Annotated in this window: 15 protein-coding genes and 1 tRNA gene; 11 read left to right on the top strand and 5 right to left on the bottom strand. The window is 71.0% G+C overall.

Features of this window, described 5'->3' with window-relative positions:
* Nucleotides 1–61: 61 nt before the first annotated feature.
* Nucleotides 62–135, top strand: a tRNA-Met gene (locus IE331_RS11300).
* 154 nt (nucleotides 136–289) lie between these two features.
* Here IE331_RS11300 and IE331_RS11295 read toward each other — a convergent pair.
* Nucleotides 290–1,240 (bottom strand): SDR family oxidoreductase, encoded by a 951-nt coding sequence (locus tag IE331_RS11295; RefSeq protein ID WP_192143541.1) that lies wholly within the window; start codon nucleotides 1,238–1,240, stop codon nucleotides 290–292.
* A gap of 181 nt (nucleotides 1,241–1,421) precedes the next feature.
* Between IE331_RS11295 and IE331_RS11290 the strand changes: the two genes are divergently transcribed.
* The 3 genes from IE331_RS11290 (at nucleotide 1,422) to IE331_RS11280 (ending at nucleotide 5,617) form a co-directional block, all read left to right on the top strand.
* On the top strand, nucleotides 1,422–2,315 hold the full coding sequence (locus IE331_RS11290; protein WP_192143540.1) for an AraC family transcriptional regulator: 894 nt from the start codon (nucleotides 1,422–1,424) through the stop codon (nucleotides 2,313–2,315).
* Nucleotides 2,316–2,424: 109 nt separating this feature from the next.
* The gene (locus tag IE331_RS11285; protein ID WP_201931647.1) at nucleotides 2,425–3,576 is read left to right on the top strand and encodes a YibE/F family protein; all 1,152 of its coding nucleotides are present in this window, start codon (nucleotides 2,425–2,427) and stop codon (nucleotides 3,574–3,576) included.
* 292 nt (nucleotides 3,577–3,868) lie between these two features.
* Entirely contained in the window at nucleotides 3,869–5,617 is a 1,749-nt protein-coding gene (locus IE331_RS11280) for a PA domain-containing protein (RefSeq protein WP_192143539.1), read from the top strand.
* Nucleotides 5,618–5,820: 203 nt separating this feature from the next.
* On the opposite strand, the gene IE331_RS11275 is transcribed toward IE331_RS11280, so the two are convergent.
* On the bottom strand, nucleotides 5,821–6,294 hold the full coding sequence (locus IE331_RS11275) for a nucleoside deaminase (protein WP_192143538.1): 474 nt from the start codon (nucleotides 6,292–6,294) through the stop codon (nucleotides 5,821–5,823).
* Nucleotides 6,287–7,636: a cytosine permease gene (gene codB, locus IE331_RS11270; RefSeq protein ID WP_192143537.1), complete on the bottom strand. Its 1,350-nt coding sequence runs from the start codon at nucleotides 7,634–7,636 to the stop codon at nucleotides 6,287–6,289. Before codB ends, IE331_RS11275 begins: the two co-directional genes overlap by 8 nt.
* 133 nt (nucleotides 7,637–7,769) lie before the next feature.
* Here codB and IE331_RS11265 point away from each other — a divergent pair, with 133 nt between their 5' ends.
* On the top strand, nucleotides 7,770–9,311 hold the full coding sequence (locus IE331_RS11265; RefSeq protein ID WP_192143536.1) for a PucR family transcriptional regulator: 1,542 nt from the start codon (nucleotides 7,770–7,772) through the stop codon (nucleotides 9,309–9,311).
* Between the two features lie 129 nt (nucleotides 9,312–9,440).
* Nucleotides 9,441–10,514 (top strand): calcium/sodium antiporter, encoded by a 1,074-nt coding sequence (locus IE331_RS11260; RefSeq protein ID WP_192143535.1) that lies wholly within the window; start codon nucleotides 9,441–9,443, stop codon nucleotides 10,512–10,514.
* Between the two features lie 10 nt (nucleotides 10,515–10,524).
* Here the strand turns inward: IE331_RS11260 and IE331_RS11255 are convergent, their stop codons facing one another.
* Both IE331_RS11255 and IE331_RS11250 read right to left on the bottom strand, forming a co-directional pair.
* On the bottom strand, nucleotides 10,525–10,854 hold the full coding sequence (locus IE331_RS11255) for a MerR family transcriptional regulator (RefSeq protein WP_192143978.1): 330 nt from the start codon (nucleotides 10,852–10,854) through the stop codon (nucleotides 10,525–10,527).
* The gene (locus IE331_RS11250) at nucleotides 10,854–11,237 is read right to left on the bottom strand and encodes a J domain-containing protein (RefSeq protein WP_192143534.1); all 384 of its coding nucleotides are present in this window, start codon (nucleotides 11,235–11,237) and stop codon (nucleotides 10,854–10,856) included. Before IE331_RS11250 ends, IE331_RS11255 begins: the two co-directional genes overlap by 1 nt.
* Before the next feature lie 178 nt (nucleotides 11,238–11,415).
* On the opposite strand from IE331_RS11250, the gene IE331_RS11245 reads away from it, so the two are divergent.
* The 5 genes from IE331_RS11245 to IE331_RS11225 all read left to right on the top strand — a co-directional run bounded on the left by IE331_RS11245 (nucleotide 11,416) and on the right by IE331_RS11225 (nucleotide 15,989).
* On the top strand, nucleotides 11,416–11,832 hold the full coding sequence (locus IE331_RS11245; RefSeq protein WP_318646814.1) for an Hsp20/alpha crystallin family protein: 417 nt from the start codon (nucleotides 11,416–11,418) through the stop codon (nucleotides 11,830–11,832).
* 95 nt (nucleotides 11,833–11,927) lie between these two features.
* Nucleotides 11,928–12,356: an SRPBCC family protein gene (locus IE331_RS11240; protein ID WP_192143532.1), complete on the top strand. Its 429-nt coding sequence runs from the start codon at nucleotides 11,928–11,930 to the stop codon at nucleotides 12,354–12,356.
* Nucleotides 12,357–12,363: 7 nt separating this feature from the next.
* A complete protein-coding gene (locus IE331_RS11235; RefSeq protein ID WP_192143531.1) occupies nucleotides 12,364–13,872 on the top strand; it encodes a cryptochrome/photolyase family protein in 1,509 nt (502 codons plus the stop codon).
* A 120-nt stretch (nucleotides 13,873–13,992) separates the two neighbouring features.
* Nucleotides 13,993–15,189, top strand: a complete 1,197-nt coding sequence (locus tag IE331_RS11230) for an MFS transporter (RefSeq protein WP_201931643.1) — start codon at nucleotides 13,993–13,995, stop codon at nucleotides 15,187–15,189.
* Nucleotides 15,186–15,989 (top strand): SDR family NAD(P)-dependent oxidoreductase, encoded by an 804-nt coding sequence (locus IE331_RS11225; RefSeq protein WP_192143530.1) that lies wholly within the window; start codon nucleotides 15,186–15,188, stop codon nucleotides 15,987–15,989. Before IE331_RS11230 ends, IE331_RS11225 begins: the two co-directional genes overlap by 4 nt.
* Nucleotides 15,990–16,016: the final 27 nt, after the last annotated feature.

The raw sequence follows: 16,016 nt of genomic DNA, 5'->3' as shown, positions 1-16,016 counted from the left end.
ACCACCAGCCCCACCCGATTTGGCTCCACCCCGGGCCGTCCCGTAAGGTTCTGATCACCGACGCGGGGTGGAGCAGTTCGGTAGCTCGCTGGGCTCATAACCCAGAGGTCGCAGGTTCAAATCCTGCCCCCGCTACAAATTTCAGGCGTGGGATCCAGTCGGATCCCACGCCTGAACTCATGTGATGACCAGGGCACTCTGCTCGGCAGGTGCCGGACTCTGCTGATGCGGGTCTGCGTCTCTTGCGGCGACCCCGGTGGCATGTTCCGCGTTCCTCGGCTGCGCTCGATCACAGGTGCCACGCGAAGTCGACCTCCTTCTCCGAGAGGTCCCAGAGCCGCTGCATGGCCGGCTTGTCGTACGCGTAGGGCTCCAAGGTGCCCTTGCCGACCGGGCCGACCCACTCGTTGCGGCCGGTGGGGCCGTACAGCGCCCTCGGCGCCAGGCCGTCCTCGGTCGCGCACATGACCTCGGGGTACGCGCCCTTCTCGGCCGACTGGACCAACGGCGACATCGACATGAGCCGGAACATCACCCGCGTGGCCAGGTTGCCACTGGTCGTGATCAGGGACGTCCGGGACGAGCCGGGGTGGCACACGTAGACCTCGACATCCTTCTTGCCCGCCGCTTCCAGGCGGTCCTGCAGCTCGTAGGCGAACATCATCTGCGCCAGCTTGGACTGGCTGTAGGTCTTGTTCTGGTGGTAGTTCTCGTCCCAGTTCATGTCGTCGAACTGAATGGTCCGGATGCCCATCTTGTAGCCCAGGCTGGCCACCACCACGATCCGGCCCTTCGACTCCTCGATGCGCTCGAACAGCAGGCCGCTGAGCAGGAAGTGCCCGTAGTGGTTCGTGCCCAGCATGCTCTCGAAGCCGTCCGCGGTGATCCTCTGCTCGGGGACCTGTGCGATGGCGGCGTTGCAGATCAGTGCGTCGATCCGAGGGACCGTCTTGAGGACCTCCGCTGCCGCGTCCCGCACCGAGTCCAGCACCGACAGGTCCATCCGCACGAAGGACACCTCGGCGGCGGCCCCGAACTCCTCCTGGAGCTGCGCGACCGCGGCGGTGGACTTCTCGACGCTGCGGTTCAGCATCACGACCTTGGCGCCCTTGCCCAGCAGGATGCGTGCGGCCTGAAAGCCCGTGCCGGCGTTGGCGCCGGTGATCAGGTAGGTCCTGCCCCGCTGGGGGCCCAGACGCTCCGGGGTCCAGCCCTGGGGTCCGAACGTCCTGTCTGCCATCTTCTGTCTCCTGTCATCGTTCTTTGGCTGATGAGTGGGGCGCCAGAGAGTGGGGGCCGCCCCGTCCCGAACAACGATAAGTCTCAGTGAATGGCATAAACTAGGCGCGATGATCGCGAATACTTGCCTGATCGTCTCGCATAGGTACAACTAGGCACATATCGGCTGCTATCGTCGTCGCATGAGCAAGCAGCAGATCCGGCAGATCATCGACCACCGGCTCACCCAGGACGGCCTCGTCGAGACCGGGGTCAGGGGAGTGCAGCTGTTCCGGGTGACCGAATCGGTCCGGTGCGCCCCGGCGGTGTACGAACCGAGCGTGATCGCGATCGTGAGTGGGGCCAAGGAAGCGATCCTGGACGGTACGTCGCACGTCTACGACAGCAGCCGGTACCTCGTGTGCTCGATGTCGATGCCGGTCGAGGCCGGCACGCCGATGGCGTCCCCTGAGAACCCACTCCTGGGAGTGCAGATCTCCCTGGACACCAAGGTGATGACCGAGCTGGTCATCGAGACGGAGAGTGCCGCCGGCGCCATCCGCACGCCCAAGGCCGGCCCGCTCCCCCAGGGGATAGCGCTCGCCGCTTGGAACGACACCTTCACCGACGCACTGCTGCGGCTGGTGGAGCTGGTGGACAACCCCTTGGACACGACCGTCCTCGGCGACGGTCGTCTCCGCGAGGTCTACTACGCCCTGCTCAAGGGCGAGGCCGGGGACTCCGCGCGGCGCGCCTTCGGCGTGGGCAACGAGATCGCCCGATCCATCGAGTACCTGTCCGACCACCTCGAGGAAGCGGTCACCATCGACGACATGGCCGCCCAGGCGGGGATGAGCCGGGCGGTGTTCCACCGCAGGTTCAAGCAGGCCACCACCATGTCGCCCATCCAGTTCGTGAAGTCCATGCGGCTCAACAACGCCGCCATGAGCATCGCCGGCGGGAAGAGCGTCAACGAAGCAGCCCTCGGCGTGGGCTACGTCAGCACCTCCCAGTTCAGCCGAGAGTTCAAGCGCGCGTACGGCCAGTCGCCCCGCCAGTGGAGCAACACCCGCCAACTGGCCGCGGCGGTCACCTGAGGGCGGTTCGCCGACGACCGGGGATCCCGGCCGCGAGAGCGACGCCTAGCATCGACCTCCGGCGGCAGGCAGCCGCGGAGGACCCGACCCTGGTGAGGAGCCACAGCGCATGGGCGCACATCACCCGCGGCACGCCGAGCCGGAGGCCAAGCGGATGCGGCGCATCGCACTGGCGGTGATCGCGCCGATCGCGGTGGTCACGCTCGCCGCCATGATCTGGCTGTGGCCGAGCGACGGCGTCGACGTCCCGGACCAGCCCGGATCCGCTGAGCAGTTCACCGGTGAGATTCTCGCCGTCGACACGGAGGAGTGCCCCGAGCAGCTCGCAGATGAGGTCAACGGGTGTGGCACCGCGACGGTGCTGGTCACCGAGGGCGCCGACCAGGATGAGGAGATCGCCGTACCGCTGCCCAACGGCCCGGGCGCCCCGACGGTCGCCGAGGGCGACGACATGGTGCTGATCGAGACCACGAGCCCGGACGGCAAGGCCTTCGCGATCGTCGACCACCAGCGCAGCACCGGGCTCTGGGTGCTGATGGCCGCGTTCGCGCTCGCCCTGATCGCCTTCGGTCGATGGCGCGGACTCACCGCCATGGCCGGGCTGGCGGTGACCTTCGCGCTCCTGCTGCTCTTCGTCGTGCCCGCCATCCTCGCCGGCGAGCCACCTCTGCTCGTGGCGATCGTCGGCTCCTGCGCGATCATGCTCACGGTGCTGTACCTGACCCACGGGTTCACCCTGTCGACGACCGTGGCCGTGCTCGGGACGCTCACGAGCCTCACCCTCACCGGGCTGCTGTCGGCGGTGGCCGTCGGCGCGCTGCACCTCACCGGTGTCGTCGACGACCTCTCCGCGTCCGTCGGCGTCAGCCAGGGCGTGAACACCGAGGGTCTGCTCCTCGCGGGGATCGTCATCGGCTCGCTCGGCGTGCTCGACGACGTCACCGTGACCCAGGCCGCCACCGTGACCGAGCTGGCGCGCGCCAATCCGTCGTACGGCTGGGGGCAGCTCTACCGCGCCGGCAGCCGGGTCGGTCGCTCCCACATCGCGTCGGTGGTCAACACGATCATCCTCGCCTACGCCGGCTCCTCGCTGCCGCTGTTGATCCTGATCGTGGCCAACAACGAGTCACTCGGCGCGGTCGTGACCGATCAGATCATCGCCCAGGAGATCGTGCGCAGCGTGGTCGCGACCCTGGGCCTGATCGCCGCGGTCCCGCTGACCACGGGCCTGGCTGCCCTCGCCTTCCGCAAGGACACATGATCGACACCGGGGAGTGACTGTCGGGACGCAGCTCGGAGTCGGCCGAGCAGCTCCTGTGGGCTGGGCGCCATGTGTGACACCTCAGCCCTTCCCGGTGTGATGAATGTCATATATGTTCGCTTTGCCGTAGTCCCACCAGGGAGACCGTGACCGCAATCTCACCATGGGGAGCGTCATGAACCGATCCATTCGCAGGACTGCCTTGGCCGCGCTGTGCGCGGCCGGCCTCGTTCTCTCCGTCTCGGGGCCCACGTCCGGTCATCCCGGGCATGACGTCACCGACGACGGGGGCGTGCGCGCGGACGACAAGGCGCGCAATGCTCACCAGCACGGCGAGTCAGATGGACACCTGGAGGCGAGCCAGACGCCGAACATCGAGCTGGTCAGCAGGCTGAAGCTGAAGAACGTCGTCCCCGAGAAGATCGCCGACGTCGGGGTCCTGGGTGACTTCGCCTACCTCGCGGCCTGGGGGGCGGTGACCTGCAAGTACAACGGCGTGCACGTCGTCAACATCGCCGACGTGGAGAACCCCAAGGAGGTCGCGTTCATCGGGTCCAAGCAGGGGAGCTACCCCGGCGAGGGCATCCAGGCCGTCTCCATCGACACCCCGAAGTTCGATGGCGACATCGTCGTGAGCAACAACGAGAAGTGCAACGACCGGGCCGGGTTCGGCGGCATGAACATCTACGACGTGACCAACCCCGAGCACCCGACGCCGCTGGCCGAGGGCTTCGGCGACACCACCGTGAACGGCCAGGGCAAGAAGGACGCCAACGAGATCCACAGCGTCTTCGCCTGGGACGCCGGTGACAAGGCGTACGCCGTCATGGTCGACAACGAGGAGGGCAAGGACGTCGACATCGTCGACATCAGCAACCCCAAGAAGCCGAGGTTCGTCGTCGAGTACGACCTCGACGAGACCTTCCCGCAGATCGAGCAGGCCGCGCCGGAGAACCTCAAGGAGGTCTTCCTGCACGACATGGTCGTCAAGGAGATCGACGGCCGACAGATCATGCTGCTGTCCTACTGGGACGCCGGCTACGTCAAGGTCGACATGACCGACCCACTGGCGCCGGTCTACCTGGGCGACACGGACTTCACGAACCCCGACCCGGAGGCGGCCGAGAGCGGCCTGACGGTTCCCCCCGAGGGCAACGGGCACCAGGCCGAGTTCACCTCGGACAACAAGTACGTCGTCGGCGCCGACGAGGACTTCAGCCCGTACGCGCTGGTGGCCCGCAACGACACCGACGGCGCCAGCATCGATGCCAGCCAGGGCAGCGACACCACGCAGCTCGAGGAAGGCGACACGATCACCGGGGAGTCGAGGTTCGTAGGAAGGGCCTGTAACGCGGACCCCGCCGTACCTGCCGGTGACGGCACCCAGGTCGCCGTCGTGGAGCGCGGTGTCTGCACGTTCTCCGAGAAGGTGGCCAACGTGATCGCGGCCGGTGGCTACCAGGCGATCCTGGTCTTCAACCGCACCGCCTCGGATGCCTGCAACATTCCGCTCGGGATGAGCGTCGAGGGCGACATCCCGACGTTCGGCGTCGCACCGCGCGAGCAGGGTTTCGCCATCTTCGACCAGCCCTACGACGACGCGGCCTGCCAGGCCGGTGACGGCAGCCAGCAGGCGCCGATCGCCTTCGGGGCCACCGGCGACACGCTCACCTTCTCGTCGTACTTCGACGGCTGGGGCTACGTCCACCTGTACGACAACTCGAACGGGAAGATGGCCGAGCTCGACACCTACGCCATCCCCGAGGCACACGACCCCGCCTTCGCGAGCGGCTTCGGCGACCTGTCGGTGCACGAGGTCGCGACCTCGCCGACGGTGGCGAACCGGCTCTACTTCTCGTACTACTCGGGAGGCTTCCGGGTGGCCGAGATCGAGAACGACGAGATCGTCGAGAAGGGCCACTACATCGACCCGGACGGCAACAACTTCTGGGGAGTCGAGGTCTTCAACAAGGATGGTCAGGAGTACGTCGCCGCCTCCGACCGGGACAACGGTCTGTGGATCTTCCAGTACACCCCCTGACCTGAGCGTGATCCGTGTTGGGGTCGGCGCCTTCGGGAGTCGCCGCCAACAGGCCGAGGCTCGGACCGGAACCGGTCCGAGCCTCGGGCCACGCCTCCACGGTCCGGCCCTTCGGGGTGCTCCTGGGGTGGTGGTCCTTGCTGGGACCGGCACGCCGGCCGGCCACGCTCCGGGCCGGGACCCTGAGGGACCCGGGCGCCCTTTCAGCCCCGCTGCGAGGCAGCGCCGTCCTCGACCCCGATGTCCTCGTTCCACAGCGCCGGCTCGGACGCCACGAACTCGTCCATGAGGTCGCGGCACTCCGCCAGGTCGAGCACGACCACCTCGACGCCGTGGGCGCGCAGGTGTGACTCGCTCGCCTCGAAGGTCCGGTTCTCACCGACGACGACCCGGGGGATCCCGTACAGCAGGACGGCGCCGGCGCAGAGCTGGCACGGCGACAGGGTCGTGTAGAGGGTGGCGCGACGGTAGACCGCCGCCGGCAGCCGCCCGATGTTCTCCAGGCAGTCGGTCTCGCCGTGCCGGATCGCGCTGTTGCGCTGCACCCGCTGGTTGCGACCGACGCCCAGCACCGTGCCGTCCACCACCAGCGCGGCGCCGATGGGGATGCCCCCCTCGCGTCGCCCGGCCCTGGCCTCGTCGATGGCCAGCTGCATCCACCCGCGGTCGTCACTCATGGCCGGCTCCCTGCTGCCCGGTCGCGCCGGCCTCGACGGTGTCGCGACGCCCCGGCCTCCCGGTGAGCGACGGCGCCAGCCAGGCGGCCGCCAGGGCGACCAGGATCCCGTTCAGCGGAGCGATCCCGAAGGTGAGCTCCCCGGAGGCCCAGGCCGCCAGGGCGCCGAGCGCGTACGCCGCGAGGTTGGCCCAGCGCAGCCGCTCGAAGCGGTGCGTCTCGCGGGAGGGCAGCCCGCCGCGCCAGGTGCGCAGCCAGTCGCCGATGAGCATGCCGCCGAGCGGGGGGATCACGATCCCGAGCCAGACGAGGTAGGTGATCAGGTTGTCGTAGATGCCGGTGACCGCGAGCAGCATGCCCACGATCACCCCCGCCACCACGAACGGCTTCTTGGTCCGCGAATTGGCGAGCTCCGCGCCCGCCACGCTGAACGCGTAGGCGGTGTTGTCGTTCGTGGTCCAGATGTTGCCGACCAGCAGCACCACGCCCCACACGATCAGGCCCACCTGGTAGAGCACCAGGACGAAGTCGGGGTTGCCGAACGCGATCGCCCCGATCGCCCCGAAGAACAGCATCAGCCCGTTGCCGACCAGGAACGCGATCAGCGAGGCGGAGAAGGCCTGCCTGCCGTTCATGGCGAAGCGCGTCCAGTTCGGGACCTGCGTGCCCCCGCTGACGAACGTGCCGATGATCAGCGAGACCGCCACCGCCACCGTCATCGACTCGGTGGGCGCCACGGCCGCCAGCTCCGACCAGCCACCGACCTCGCGCAAGGACAGCACCAGCACCCAGCCGGCCAGGACGAACATCAACGGCACGCTTGCCAGGGACAGCGCGTAGAGCCCCTTGTAGCCGAAGTACGCCGTGAGGCCCATCAGCAGCGCACCGACGACCATGATCGCCTTGGCGCCGCCGGTGCCCCACCCGAGCGCCTGGGCGGCCAGGTTGCCCAGGGCCGCGACCCCGACGCCGTACCACCCGATCTGGGTGAGGCCGAGCAGGAGCGAGGCGAACTTCGAACCGGTGGTGCCCAGCGCGTAGCGGCACATCATCACCGTCGTCAGGCGGGTCCGCGAGCCGATGTAGCCCAGGACGGCCACGTAGAGCCCGAGCACCGTGCTGCCCAGCAGCATGACGGCCACGAACTCGGTCAGGGTGAACGCGGCGCCGACCTGCGCGCCCACGAACATGGTCGGGGTGAAGAAGGTGAACCCGAGCAGCACGATCGAGAGCGAGAACAGGCCCTTGCGGGCATGGCTCGGCACCGGGTCGATCGGGTAGTCGGGGTCCACGACCGGGTCGGCGCCCGTCGTGGGGGTCTCGTGGTGCAGGATCCTGTCCATCGCCGCCGTCCCTCGTCGTTCGGATGAGTGTCTCGAGTCTGCGGCTGACGGTCACCCCCGACCAAGGGTCGATCCGTCTCCCCGGACGGGGTTCGTCCTTGACAACCTGTCCAGCCGCGTCCCAGCATGAGGCGTGCTCGTGCCCCTGGCGGAGATCCTCGCGCTGCCGGAGGTGGCCGCGGCCGCCCCGCACGTCGTGGCCGGGGACGCCTCGACCTGCGAGGTCCGGTGGGTGCACTCCTCGGAGGTCTTCGAGATGGGCCCCCTGCTCAAGGGCGGCGAGTTCCTCCTCACCACCGGACTGGGCCTGCGCGGGGCCTCGTCGCCCGACCTCGAGGCGTACGTCGACGCGATGGCCGACGCCGGCCTCGCGGCCATCGGACTGGAGCTCGGACGGACCTTCGCGGAGTTCCCGGAGGCGCTCGTGCGCGCCGCCCGGCGCCGCCACGTGCCACTCGTCGAGTTCCGCGAGGTGGTGCCGTTCGAGGACGTCGTCGAGGCCTTCCACGAGCTGGTCAAGGATCGTGAGGCCGGGGGACTGTGGCGCGGCGAGCGCATCTGGCGCGACCTGCTGGACGTCGTGCTCGAGGGGCGCGGGGTGCAGGCCCTGGTCCAGCGGATCGCCGACCTGGCCGAGTGCCCGGCCGTGCTCCGCGCCCTGGACGGGCGGGTGGTGGCGACGTCCGCGGGGGTCGTCGACGGGCAGGCCGAGGAGCACGGGAGCAGCAGGCGCGTGCACCTCGACGGGGCGCCGTGGGGGACGCTGGGGCTCGCGGGTGCCCCGACCCAGCTCGCCGGCGCGGTGCTGGACCGGGCCCCACGGGCGGTCAGCCTCGAGCTCCTGCGGACCGGCACCTCCCAGGACCGGCTCGCCCTGAGCAGCGGCCTCCTGCGCGAGATCCTGCACCACCGGTTCCCCACGGCCGAGGAGCTCCGATCCCGCTGCGAGGTGGCCGGCTTCCCCGTGGCTTCCGGGCGCCCCGTGCTCGCCATCGCAGTGGCCGGGGACCGCCGGATGCCCCGCCGCGCGTTGGCCGCCGCCGCGGCCGAGGCCGGCCGGGCGACGTTCGGCAGCTGCCTGGCCGGCGAGGTCGACCAGGAGGTCGTGCTGGCCGTGCACGCACCGGCCGGTGGCGAGCCGGCGCTGCGGGACCGGCTGGACCGGCTGGCGGCGCGCCTGTCCGAGGGGATCGAGCGGGCCACCGGGCACACCATCGTGGCCACCGGGGCGGGGTCCGTGGTCGCCGGCGTCGAGGAGCTCGCCCGCTCGATCGGCCAGGCCCGCGAGGTGGTCACCATCGCGCGTCGCCTGGGCACGCACCGGGCCACGCTGCTCGCCCGGGACCTGGGGATCTACCGGCTGCTGGCGCACTTCCAGACCGAGCCTGAGCTGTCGGTCTTCCTCCGCGAGCAGCTCGGCCCCCTGCTCGACCACGACGCGGCGCACGGGACGGAGCTGGTCAGGACGCTCGACGCCTACCTGCGGCACGGGCTCGTGAAGAGCGAGACGGCCGCCTCGCTGGGGATCCGCCGACAGTCGCTCTACAACCGGCTGCACCGGATCGACACCGTGCTCGGTGGCGAGACCGTCGGGGACCACGACCGCCTGACCGCACTGAGCCTGGCGCTGCACGCCTGGCGGCTCCGCACCGGCCTGGACCCGGGCCAGGGCTGAGCACACGCCGGGTCGGACCTCCGCTCCACCCGAGGCCGGGCGCCGTGCGAGGCTGACCGCGACCGCCCGGCCCGCCCGCCCAGTCCGCCCGCCCAGCCGCTTCACCTGATCCGCCCACCCGGAGGCCCGATGACCGCCGTCCTGCTCCTGCTGGCCGGTGTCGTGCTGCTGGTCGCCGGCGGCGAGAGCCTGGTGCGCGGCGCCAGCACGATCGCCCGTGCGTTCGGGCTGTCCCCGCTGGTGGTCGGCCTGACCGTGGTCTCGTTCGCGACCTCGGCGCCCGAGCTGGCGGTCACCGTCCAGGCCAGCCTGTCCGGCAGGCCGGGGCTCGCGGTCGGCAACGTCGTCGGATCGAACGTCGCGAACATCCTGCTCGTGGTCGGGGTGGCCGGGACGATCATCTCGCTGGCGGTGCAGAGCCCGGTGGTGCGCCGGGACGTGCCGGTGCTGATCGCGCTGTCGCTGCTGTTCTGGGTGATGGCCGCCGACGGGTCGGTCTCCACCCCGGACGGGGTGGTGCTGCTCGGGCTGCTGCTCACCTACACGACGGTGACCGTGGTCCGCAGCCGCCGAGGCAGCGACCCGGGACCCGTGGAGGAGGCGCCTGGCGCGCCCGGAGGCGCTCCGGTGGCGGCCCTGCTGGTGGTCGCAGGGGTCGGCCTGCTGGTCTGGGGCGCGAGCTGGTTGGTCAGCGGTGCGGCCACGATCGCGACCTCGCTGGGGCTGAGCGAGACGGTGGTCGGGCTGACGGTCGTGGCGATCGGCACCTCGCTTCCCGAGCTGACCACCTCGGTGACGGCGGCGATCCGCGGCAGCGTGGAGATGGCGGTGGGCAACGCGGTCGGCAGCTGCATCTTCAACCTGGGCGCGGTGATGGGACTGACCGCGGTGATCAGCCCGAGCGGCGTACCCGTCACCGACGGCGCAGCGACCTTCGACATCCCGGTGATGGTCGCGGTGATGATGGCGCTGCTGCCGATCGCGTTCACCGGCCGGCGGGTGGCCAAACGGGAGGCATGGCTCTTCGTCGGCTACTACCTCGCCTACACCGCCTACCTGCTGCTGGACTCGGCCGGCCACGACGCGCTGCCGCAGTTCAGCTGGGTGATGCTGGCGTTCGTCATCCCGATCACGGTGCTGACGTTGGGTCTGCTGGTGGTCCAGGAGGTCCGGGTGCGGCGGTCGAGGTCGCGGACGACCTGACCCGCCGGGATCAGCCGCCCGGCTCGGCCCGGCCCCTCGCGGCCGACCGGCGCGCCCGCGTGCGGAGCCGGTCGATCTCCCCCTGGAGGCGGTCGTTCTCGGAGCGCAGGTGGAGTACCTGCTCGACTCCGGCGAGGTTGAGCCCGGCGGCCAGCAGCGTGGTGATCTCGCGGATCCGGTCCACGTCCTGACCGCTGTAGCGGCGCGTGCCGCCCTCGGTGCGGTAGGGCGCCACCAGTCCCTTCTGCTCGTAGACGCGCAACATCTGGGGGTTGACCTCGGTCAGCTCCGAGGTCACCGAGATGGAGAACAGCGCGCGGTCCGCTCCCAGGTCCACCATCACGCCTCACCCCTTCCCGGCTCGCCGCGGGCAGGCCGGACCAGCACCGGGCCGGCCACGATCGGCGGCCGGGCCCAGGACCGCGCCGGGAAGAAGGCCGGGTCCACCCGCACCGGGCTCGGGTGAGAGGCCGGGGCCACCCGCACCAGGCTGGGGCGAGAGGCCGTCGAGGTCGGCTCGGAGCCGGGCGAGCGGGCCGAGGAGGCGGACACGAGCCGGTAGGCGGCATCGAGGGCGGCGAAGCGCTCGGCCGCGTCGGGGTCGGTGGACACGTCCGGGTGGGTGACCCGGGCGAGCCGCCGGTAGGCGTTGATCACCCGCTCGCGGTCACTGTCCGCGGGGACGCCGAGCACCCGCAGGGCCTCCTCGAGCCTGCTCTCCATGTCTCTCCCTCCCTCGTGGTCACATCCCGCGAAATTCCTGACCTCCGACCCTTGACATTCTCCCACCGCGAGGCAAAATCTCAAGTAGCGACCACAGATTTTCTCAAGGCCCACCGGGCTGTTCGCCCGGTGCTCCACGGAAGATCCACCCATCGAGTGAGGAGGAAGAACCATGTTGATGCGCACCGATCCGTTCCGGGACTTCGACCGTCTCACCGAGGCCATGCTGGGCACTCGGGCACGGCCCGCAGTGATGCCGATGGACGCCTACCGTGAGGACGGCACCTTCGTGGTCCACCTCGATCTGCCCGGTGTCTCGGCCGACTCGATCGACCTCACCGTGGAGCAGAACGTGCTGACCGTGCACGCCGAGCGCAAGCCCCCCGTCGGTGACGGCGCCGAGCGGGTGGTGGGCGAGCGCTCCTACGGCGTGTTCAGCCGCCAGCTGTTCCTCGGCGACACCCTCGACACCGACCAGCTCTCGGCGGACTACACCTCCGGGGTGCTGACCCTGAGGATCCCGATCGCGGAGAAGGCCAAGCCCCGCAAGGTCGAGATCAGCGGCGGCGACGGCCGCAAGGAGATCAACGCCTAGCCGGCGCGGGGAGGGGGAGGCGCACACGCTGACTGCCTCCTCCTCCCGACCCGCCGTCACGACGACACCACCGACCGCTGGCTACTCTCGACGACATGCAGATCCAGCGAGCCGTCGAGACCGAGGCCACGCCCGAGACCGTGTTCGCCTACCTCAGCGACTTCACGCACACCGAGGAGTGGGATCCCGGCACCGTGTCCACCGACCGGGTCGAGGGAGACGGAGGGCTGGGCACGGTCTACCACAACGTGTCGGAGTTCAACGGTCGGCGGACCGAGCTCCGCTACACCGTCGTCGAGCACCGGGCCCCGGGCCGGGTCGTGCTCCGCGGTGAGAACCGGACGGTCGAGGCCACCGACACCATGGAGATCGAGCCGCACGGCACCGGCAGCCGGGTGACCTACACCGCGGACTTCACGTTCAAGGGACTGGCCAAGCTGGCGCAGCCCTTCCTCGGGGGCGCCTTCAAGAAGCTCGGCGACGAGGCCGAGCAGGGGCTGCGCGAGGCCCTCGGGAAGCTCTGAGGCGACCGTGGCGGAGGCGCTGAGGTGGCTGTTCGGCGACCAGCTCGGCCCGCACTTCGTCGCCGACCACCGGGGCCCGGTGCTACTGGTCGAGTCGCGGGCCGTGCTGGCGCGGCGGTCCTTCCACCGCGCCAAGGCCCACCTGGTCATCTCGGCCATGAGGCACCGCGCCGCCGAGCTGGGTGACAAGGCGACCTACGTCCGGACCGAGGGCGGGTACGCCGAGGCGGTGCGCTCGCACGGTGGGCGGCAGCCGGTGCAGGTCGTCCACCCGACGTCGTACGCCGCCCTCGGGCTGGTCGAGCGGCTCGGTCGGGAGCTCGACCTCACCGTGCTCGAGCCGCGCGGCTTCACCACGGCGCGCGACGACTTCGAGCGGTGGGCGGAGGGCCGCGGGGCGAGTCGGCTGCTGATGGAGGACTTCTACCGGCGGGCCCGGCGGGCGCACGGCGTCCTGCTCGACGGCGACGGCGAGGGACCGGCCGGTGGCCGGTGGAACTTCGACCACGACAACCGGGAGCCCCCGCCGAAGGATGCCGAGACCCTGGGCGTCCCCGAGCCCTGGTGGCCGCAGGAGGACGAGATCGATGAGGAGGTCCGCGCCGACCTCGACCGGTGGCAGCGGGACGGCGACGTCTCGTTCATCGGCAGCGACGGGCCGCGGCGCTTCCCGGCCACCCGCCGGGAGGCGCTCGCCGCGCTCGACCGCTTCGTCGAGCACCGGCTGCCGCACTTCGGCGCGCACGAGGACGCCGTGCTGGAGGGCGACCCGTGGATGGCCCACTCCCTGGTGTCCGCGCCGCTCAACCTGGGCCTGCTCGAACCCCTCGAGGTGGTACGCCGCGCGGAGGAGGCGTACCTGTCCGGGGACGCGCCGATCGCCTCCGTCGAGGGCTTCGTCCGGCAGGTGCTGGGCTGGCGGGACTACGTCTGGCACCTCTACTGGCACTTCGGCGACTCCTACCGGCGCCGCAACGAGCTCGGCGCCACCGAGCGGCTGCCCCAGTGGTTCGGGTCGCTGGACGGGTCGAGGACCGACGCCCGCTGCCTCTCCCACACGCTCGACCAGGTGGCCGAGCACGGCTGGGTCCACCACATCCCGCGGCTGATGGTGCTGGGGTCCTACGCGATGCAGCGGGGCTGGTCGCCGCGGCAGGTGACCGACTGGTTCCACCGGGCGTTCGTCGACGGCTACGACTGGGTGATGGTGCCCAACGTCGTCGGGATGAGCCAGCACGCCGACGGTGGAGAGATGGCCACCAAGCCGTACACCTCCGGTGGCGCCTACCTGAACCGGATGACCGACCACTGCGGCTCGTGCCGCTTCGACCCGACGGTCCGGGTCGGGGACGACGCCTGCCCGTTCACCGCCGGCTACTGGTGGTTCCTCCACCGGAACCGGTCCGCGCTGTCGGGCAACCACCGGATGGGACGGGCGCTCCAGGGACTCGACCGGCTCTCCGACCTCGACGGCCTGGTGGTCCAGGAGGAGGCACGGGGCAACCGGGCGCCCTGAGCCCCGTACGCCGCAGCCCCCGCCACGCCACAGCCCCGTCATTCCGAGGGGACGTCACGCCCGCGACGGACCACGGACCGGTCGACCCCACGGCGCGACCCACTGTCTAGGGTCAGGCCGGTGAGGTCCTCCATCTGGCGCGAGCCCGGCATGCGCCCGCTCACGGTGATGACCCTCACCGGCTTCTCCGGCTACGCCGCCCTGCTCCCGGTGGCGCCGCTGTGGGCGGTGCACGGCGGCGCCGGCGCCGGCGGCGCCGGGCTGGTCAACGGGGTGCTCCTGCTCTTCACGGTCCTCACCCAGTTCCTGGTCCCGAGCGCGCTGCGCAGGTTCGGCTGGGCGACGACGCTGAGCGTCGGCCTGGCGATGCTCGGGGTGCCCGCGCTGCTCTACGGGCTCAGTGACGCGCTCGGGCCGATCCTGGTGGTCTCCGCGCTGCGCGGCGTCGGCTTCGGGGTGCTCACGGTCACCGGCAGCGCCGCGGTGGCCGCCCTCGTGGCGCCCGAGCGGCGGGGCGAGGCGATCGGCGTCTACGGCCTGGCGGTCGCGCTGCCGAACCTCTTCCTGCTCGCGGCCGCCCCCTGGGTCGCGGAGAACCTCGGCTTCTGGGTGGTCTTCGTCGTCAGCGCCCTGCCCGTGGCCGGCATCCCGGCCGCGCGACGGCTGGCCGCGGCGCTGCCCGACGACCCTCCGGAGCTGCCGACCGGGACGGTGGAGGGTCCGCGGGCGGCGGTCTACCTGCCGCTCCTGCGGCCCACGCTGCTGCTGCTCTCGGTCACCCTCGCCGGCGGCGCGGCGATCACCTTCGTGCCGCAGATGGTCTCCGGCGACGCGCTGGCCGCGACCGGGCTCTTCGTCATGGGGCTCGTCGCCGCACTCGGCCGGTGGCGGGCCGGTCTTCTCGCCGACCGGTTCGGCTCCCAGCGGTTCCTCTGGCCGCTCGTCCTCGTCACCGGGGTGAGCACCGCCCTGGTCGGCTGGTCGGTGCGGGACCCGGACGCGACCGGTGCCACCACGTTCCTGGTCGCGGCCGGCCTGCTCGGCCTGGCCTACGGCGCCCTGCAGAACCTCACCCTGATCGTCGCCTTCGGCTCCGTCTCCCGGCGCCACCACAACGCCGCCAGCGCCGTGTGGAACGTCGGCTTCGACGCCGGCACCGCCATGGGCTCGGTGGCGGTCGGAATCATCGCCGAGCAGACGTCGTTCAGCACGGCGTTCCTCGTCGTCGCCGCTGTGGCCGTGGCGGTGCTCCCGGTCGCGGCGTACCGTCCCCGCCCGGTGGCGCACCCGCCCGACCACCGGAAGGCAACCCCATGAAGACGATCCTCGTGACCGGCTCGACCGACGGCATCGGGCTGGCGACCGCGACGCGGCTGACGTCGCTCGGGCACCACGTGATCCTGCACGGGCGCGACGCGGAGAGGCTGGAGCGCGCCGAGGCGACCGTCGGCGAGGCGGCCGGCGGGAGCGGGAGCGTCGAGGGGCACCTGGCCGACCTCGCGCGCCCGGAGCAGGTCGAGGCGCTGGCCGGGGCCGTCGCCGAGAGGCACGAGACCCTGGACGCGCTGATCAACAACGCCGGTGTCCTCCGGGTGCCCGGCCCCGCCCGGGGCGAGCTCGGAGACGTGCGGTTCGCCGTCAACACGATCGCCCCCTACCTCCTGACCCGCAGCCTGCTGCCGCTGCTCGCGGCCTCGGGGCGGGTGGTCAACGTCTCCTCGGCCGCCCAGTCCCCGGTGGACCTGAGGGCACTGGCCGGCGAGGTCGAGCTGGCGGACATGCCCGCCTACGCGCAGAGCAAGCTGGCGCTCACGATGTGGTCGCGCCACCTGGCGTCGACCCTCGACGGTGACCAGGTGGTGGTCGCGGTGAACCCCGGCTCCCTGCTGGCCACCAAGATGGTGCGCGACGGGTTCGGGGTGTCCGGCAGCGACGTCGCCCAGGGCGCGGACATCCTCGTCCGGGCCGCGCTCGACGACGAGTTCGGTGGCCGGTCGGGGGAGTACTTCGACAACGACGCCGGCCGCTTCGCCCCGCCGCACCCCGATGCGCTGGACCCCGCGAAGGTCGACGAGGTGGTCCGCGCGATCGAGGCGGTCCTGGCCCGGAGGAGCTGACCGCTCGGCGTCGTGGCAGGCTCCCGC

Origin of the sequence: Nocardioides donggukensis (genome assembly GCF_014842875.1) — a bacterium.
In the GTDB taxonomy this organism is placed as follows: Bacteria; Actinomycetota; Actinomycetes; order Propionibacteriales; family Nocardioidaceae; genus Nocardioides; species Nocardioides donggukensis.
Note: the sequence above shows the minus strand (reverse complement) of the source record. Positions and strands in the feature narration are given on the sequence as shown.

Excerpts from the sequence above, each read along its gene's own strand:
- IE331_RS11260 (WP_192143535.1), top strand. The coding sequence starts at position 9,441 with ATGACCGCCGTCCTGCTCCTGCTGGCCGGTGTCGTGCTGCTGGTCGCC.
- IE331_RS11290 (WP_192143540.1), top strand. The coding sequence starts at position 1,422 with ATGAGCAAGCAGCAGATCCGGCAGATCATCGACCACCGGCTCACCCAG.
- IE331_RS11275 (WP_192143538.1), bottom strand. The coding sequence starts at position 6,294 with ATGAGTGACGACCGCGGGTGGATGCAGCTGGCCATCGACGAGGCCAGG.
- IE331_RS11245 (WP_318646814.1), top strand. The coding sequence starts at position 11,416 with ATGCGCACCGATCCGTTCCGGGACTTCGACCGTCTCACCGAGGCCATG.
- IE331_RS11225 (WP_192143530.1), top strand. The coding sequence starts at position 15,186 with ATGAAGACGATCCTCGTGACCGGCTCGACCGACGGCATCGGGCTGGCG.
- IE331_RS11255 (WP_192143978.1), bottom strand. The coding sequence starts at position 10,854 with ATGGTGGACCTGGGAGCGGACCGCGCGCTGTTCTCCATCTCGGTGACC.
- IE331_RS11285 (WP_201931647.1), top strand. The coding sequence starts at position 2,425 with ATGGGCGCACATCACCCGCGGCACGCCGAGCCGGAGGCCAAGCGGATG.
- IE331_RS11295 (WP_192143541.1), bottom strand. The coding sequence starts at position 1,240 with ATGGCAGACAGGACGTTCGGACCCCAGGGCTGGACCCCGGAGCGTCTG.
- IE331_RS11250 (WP_192143534.1), bottom strand. The coding sequence starts at position 11,237 with ATGGAGAGCAGGCTCGAGGAGGCCCTGCGGGTGCTCGGCGTCCCCGCG.
- IE331_RS11240 (WP_192143532.1), top strand. The coding sequence starts at position 11,928 with ATGCAGATCCAGCGAGCCGTCGAGACCGAGGCCACGCCCGAGACCGTG.
- codB (WP_192143537.1), bottom strand. The coding sequence starts at position 7,636 with ATGGACAGGATCCTGCACCACGAGACCCCCACGACGGGCGCCGACCCG.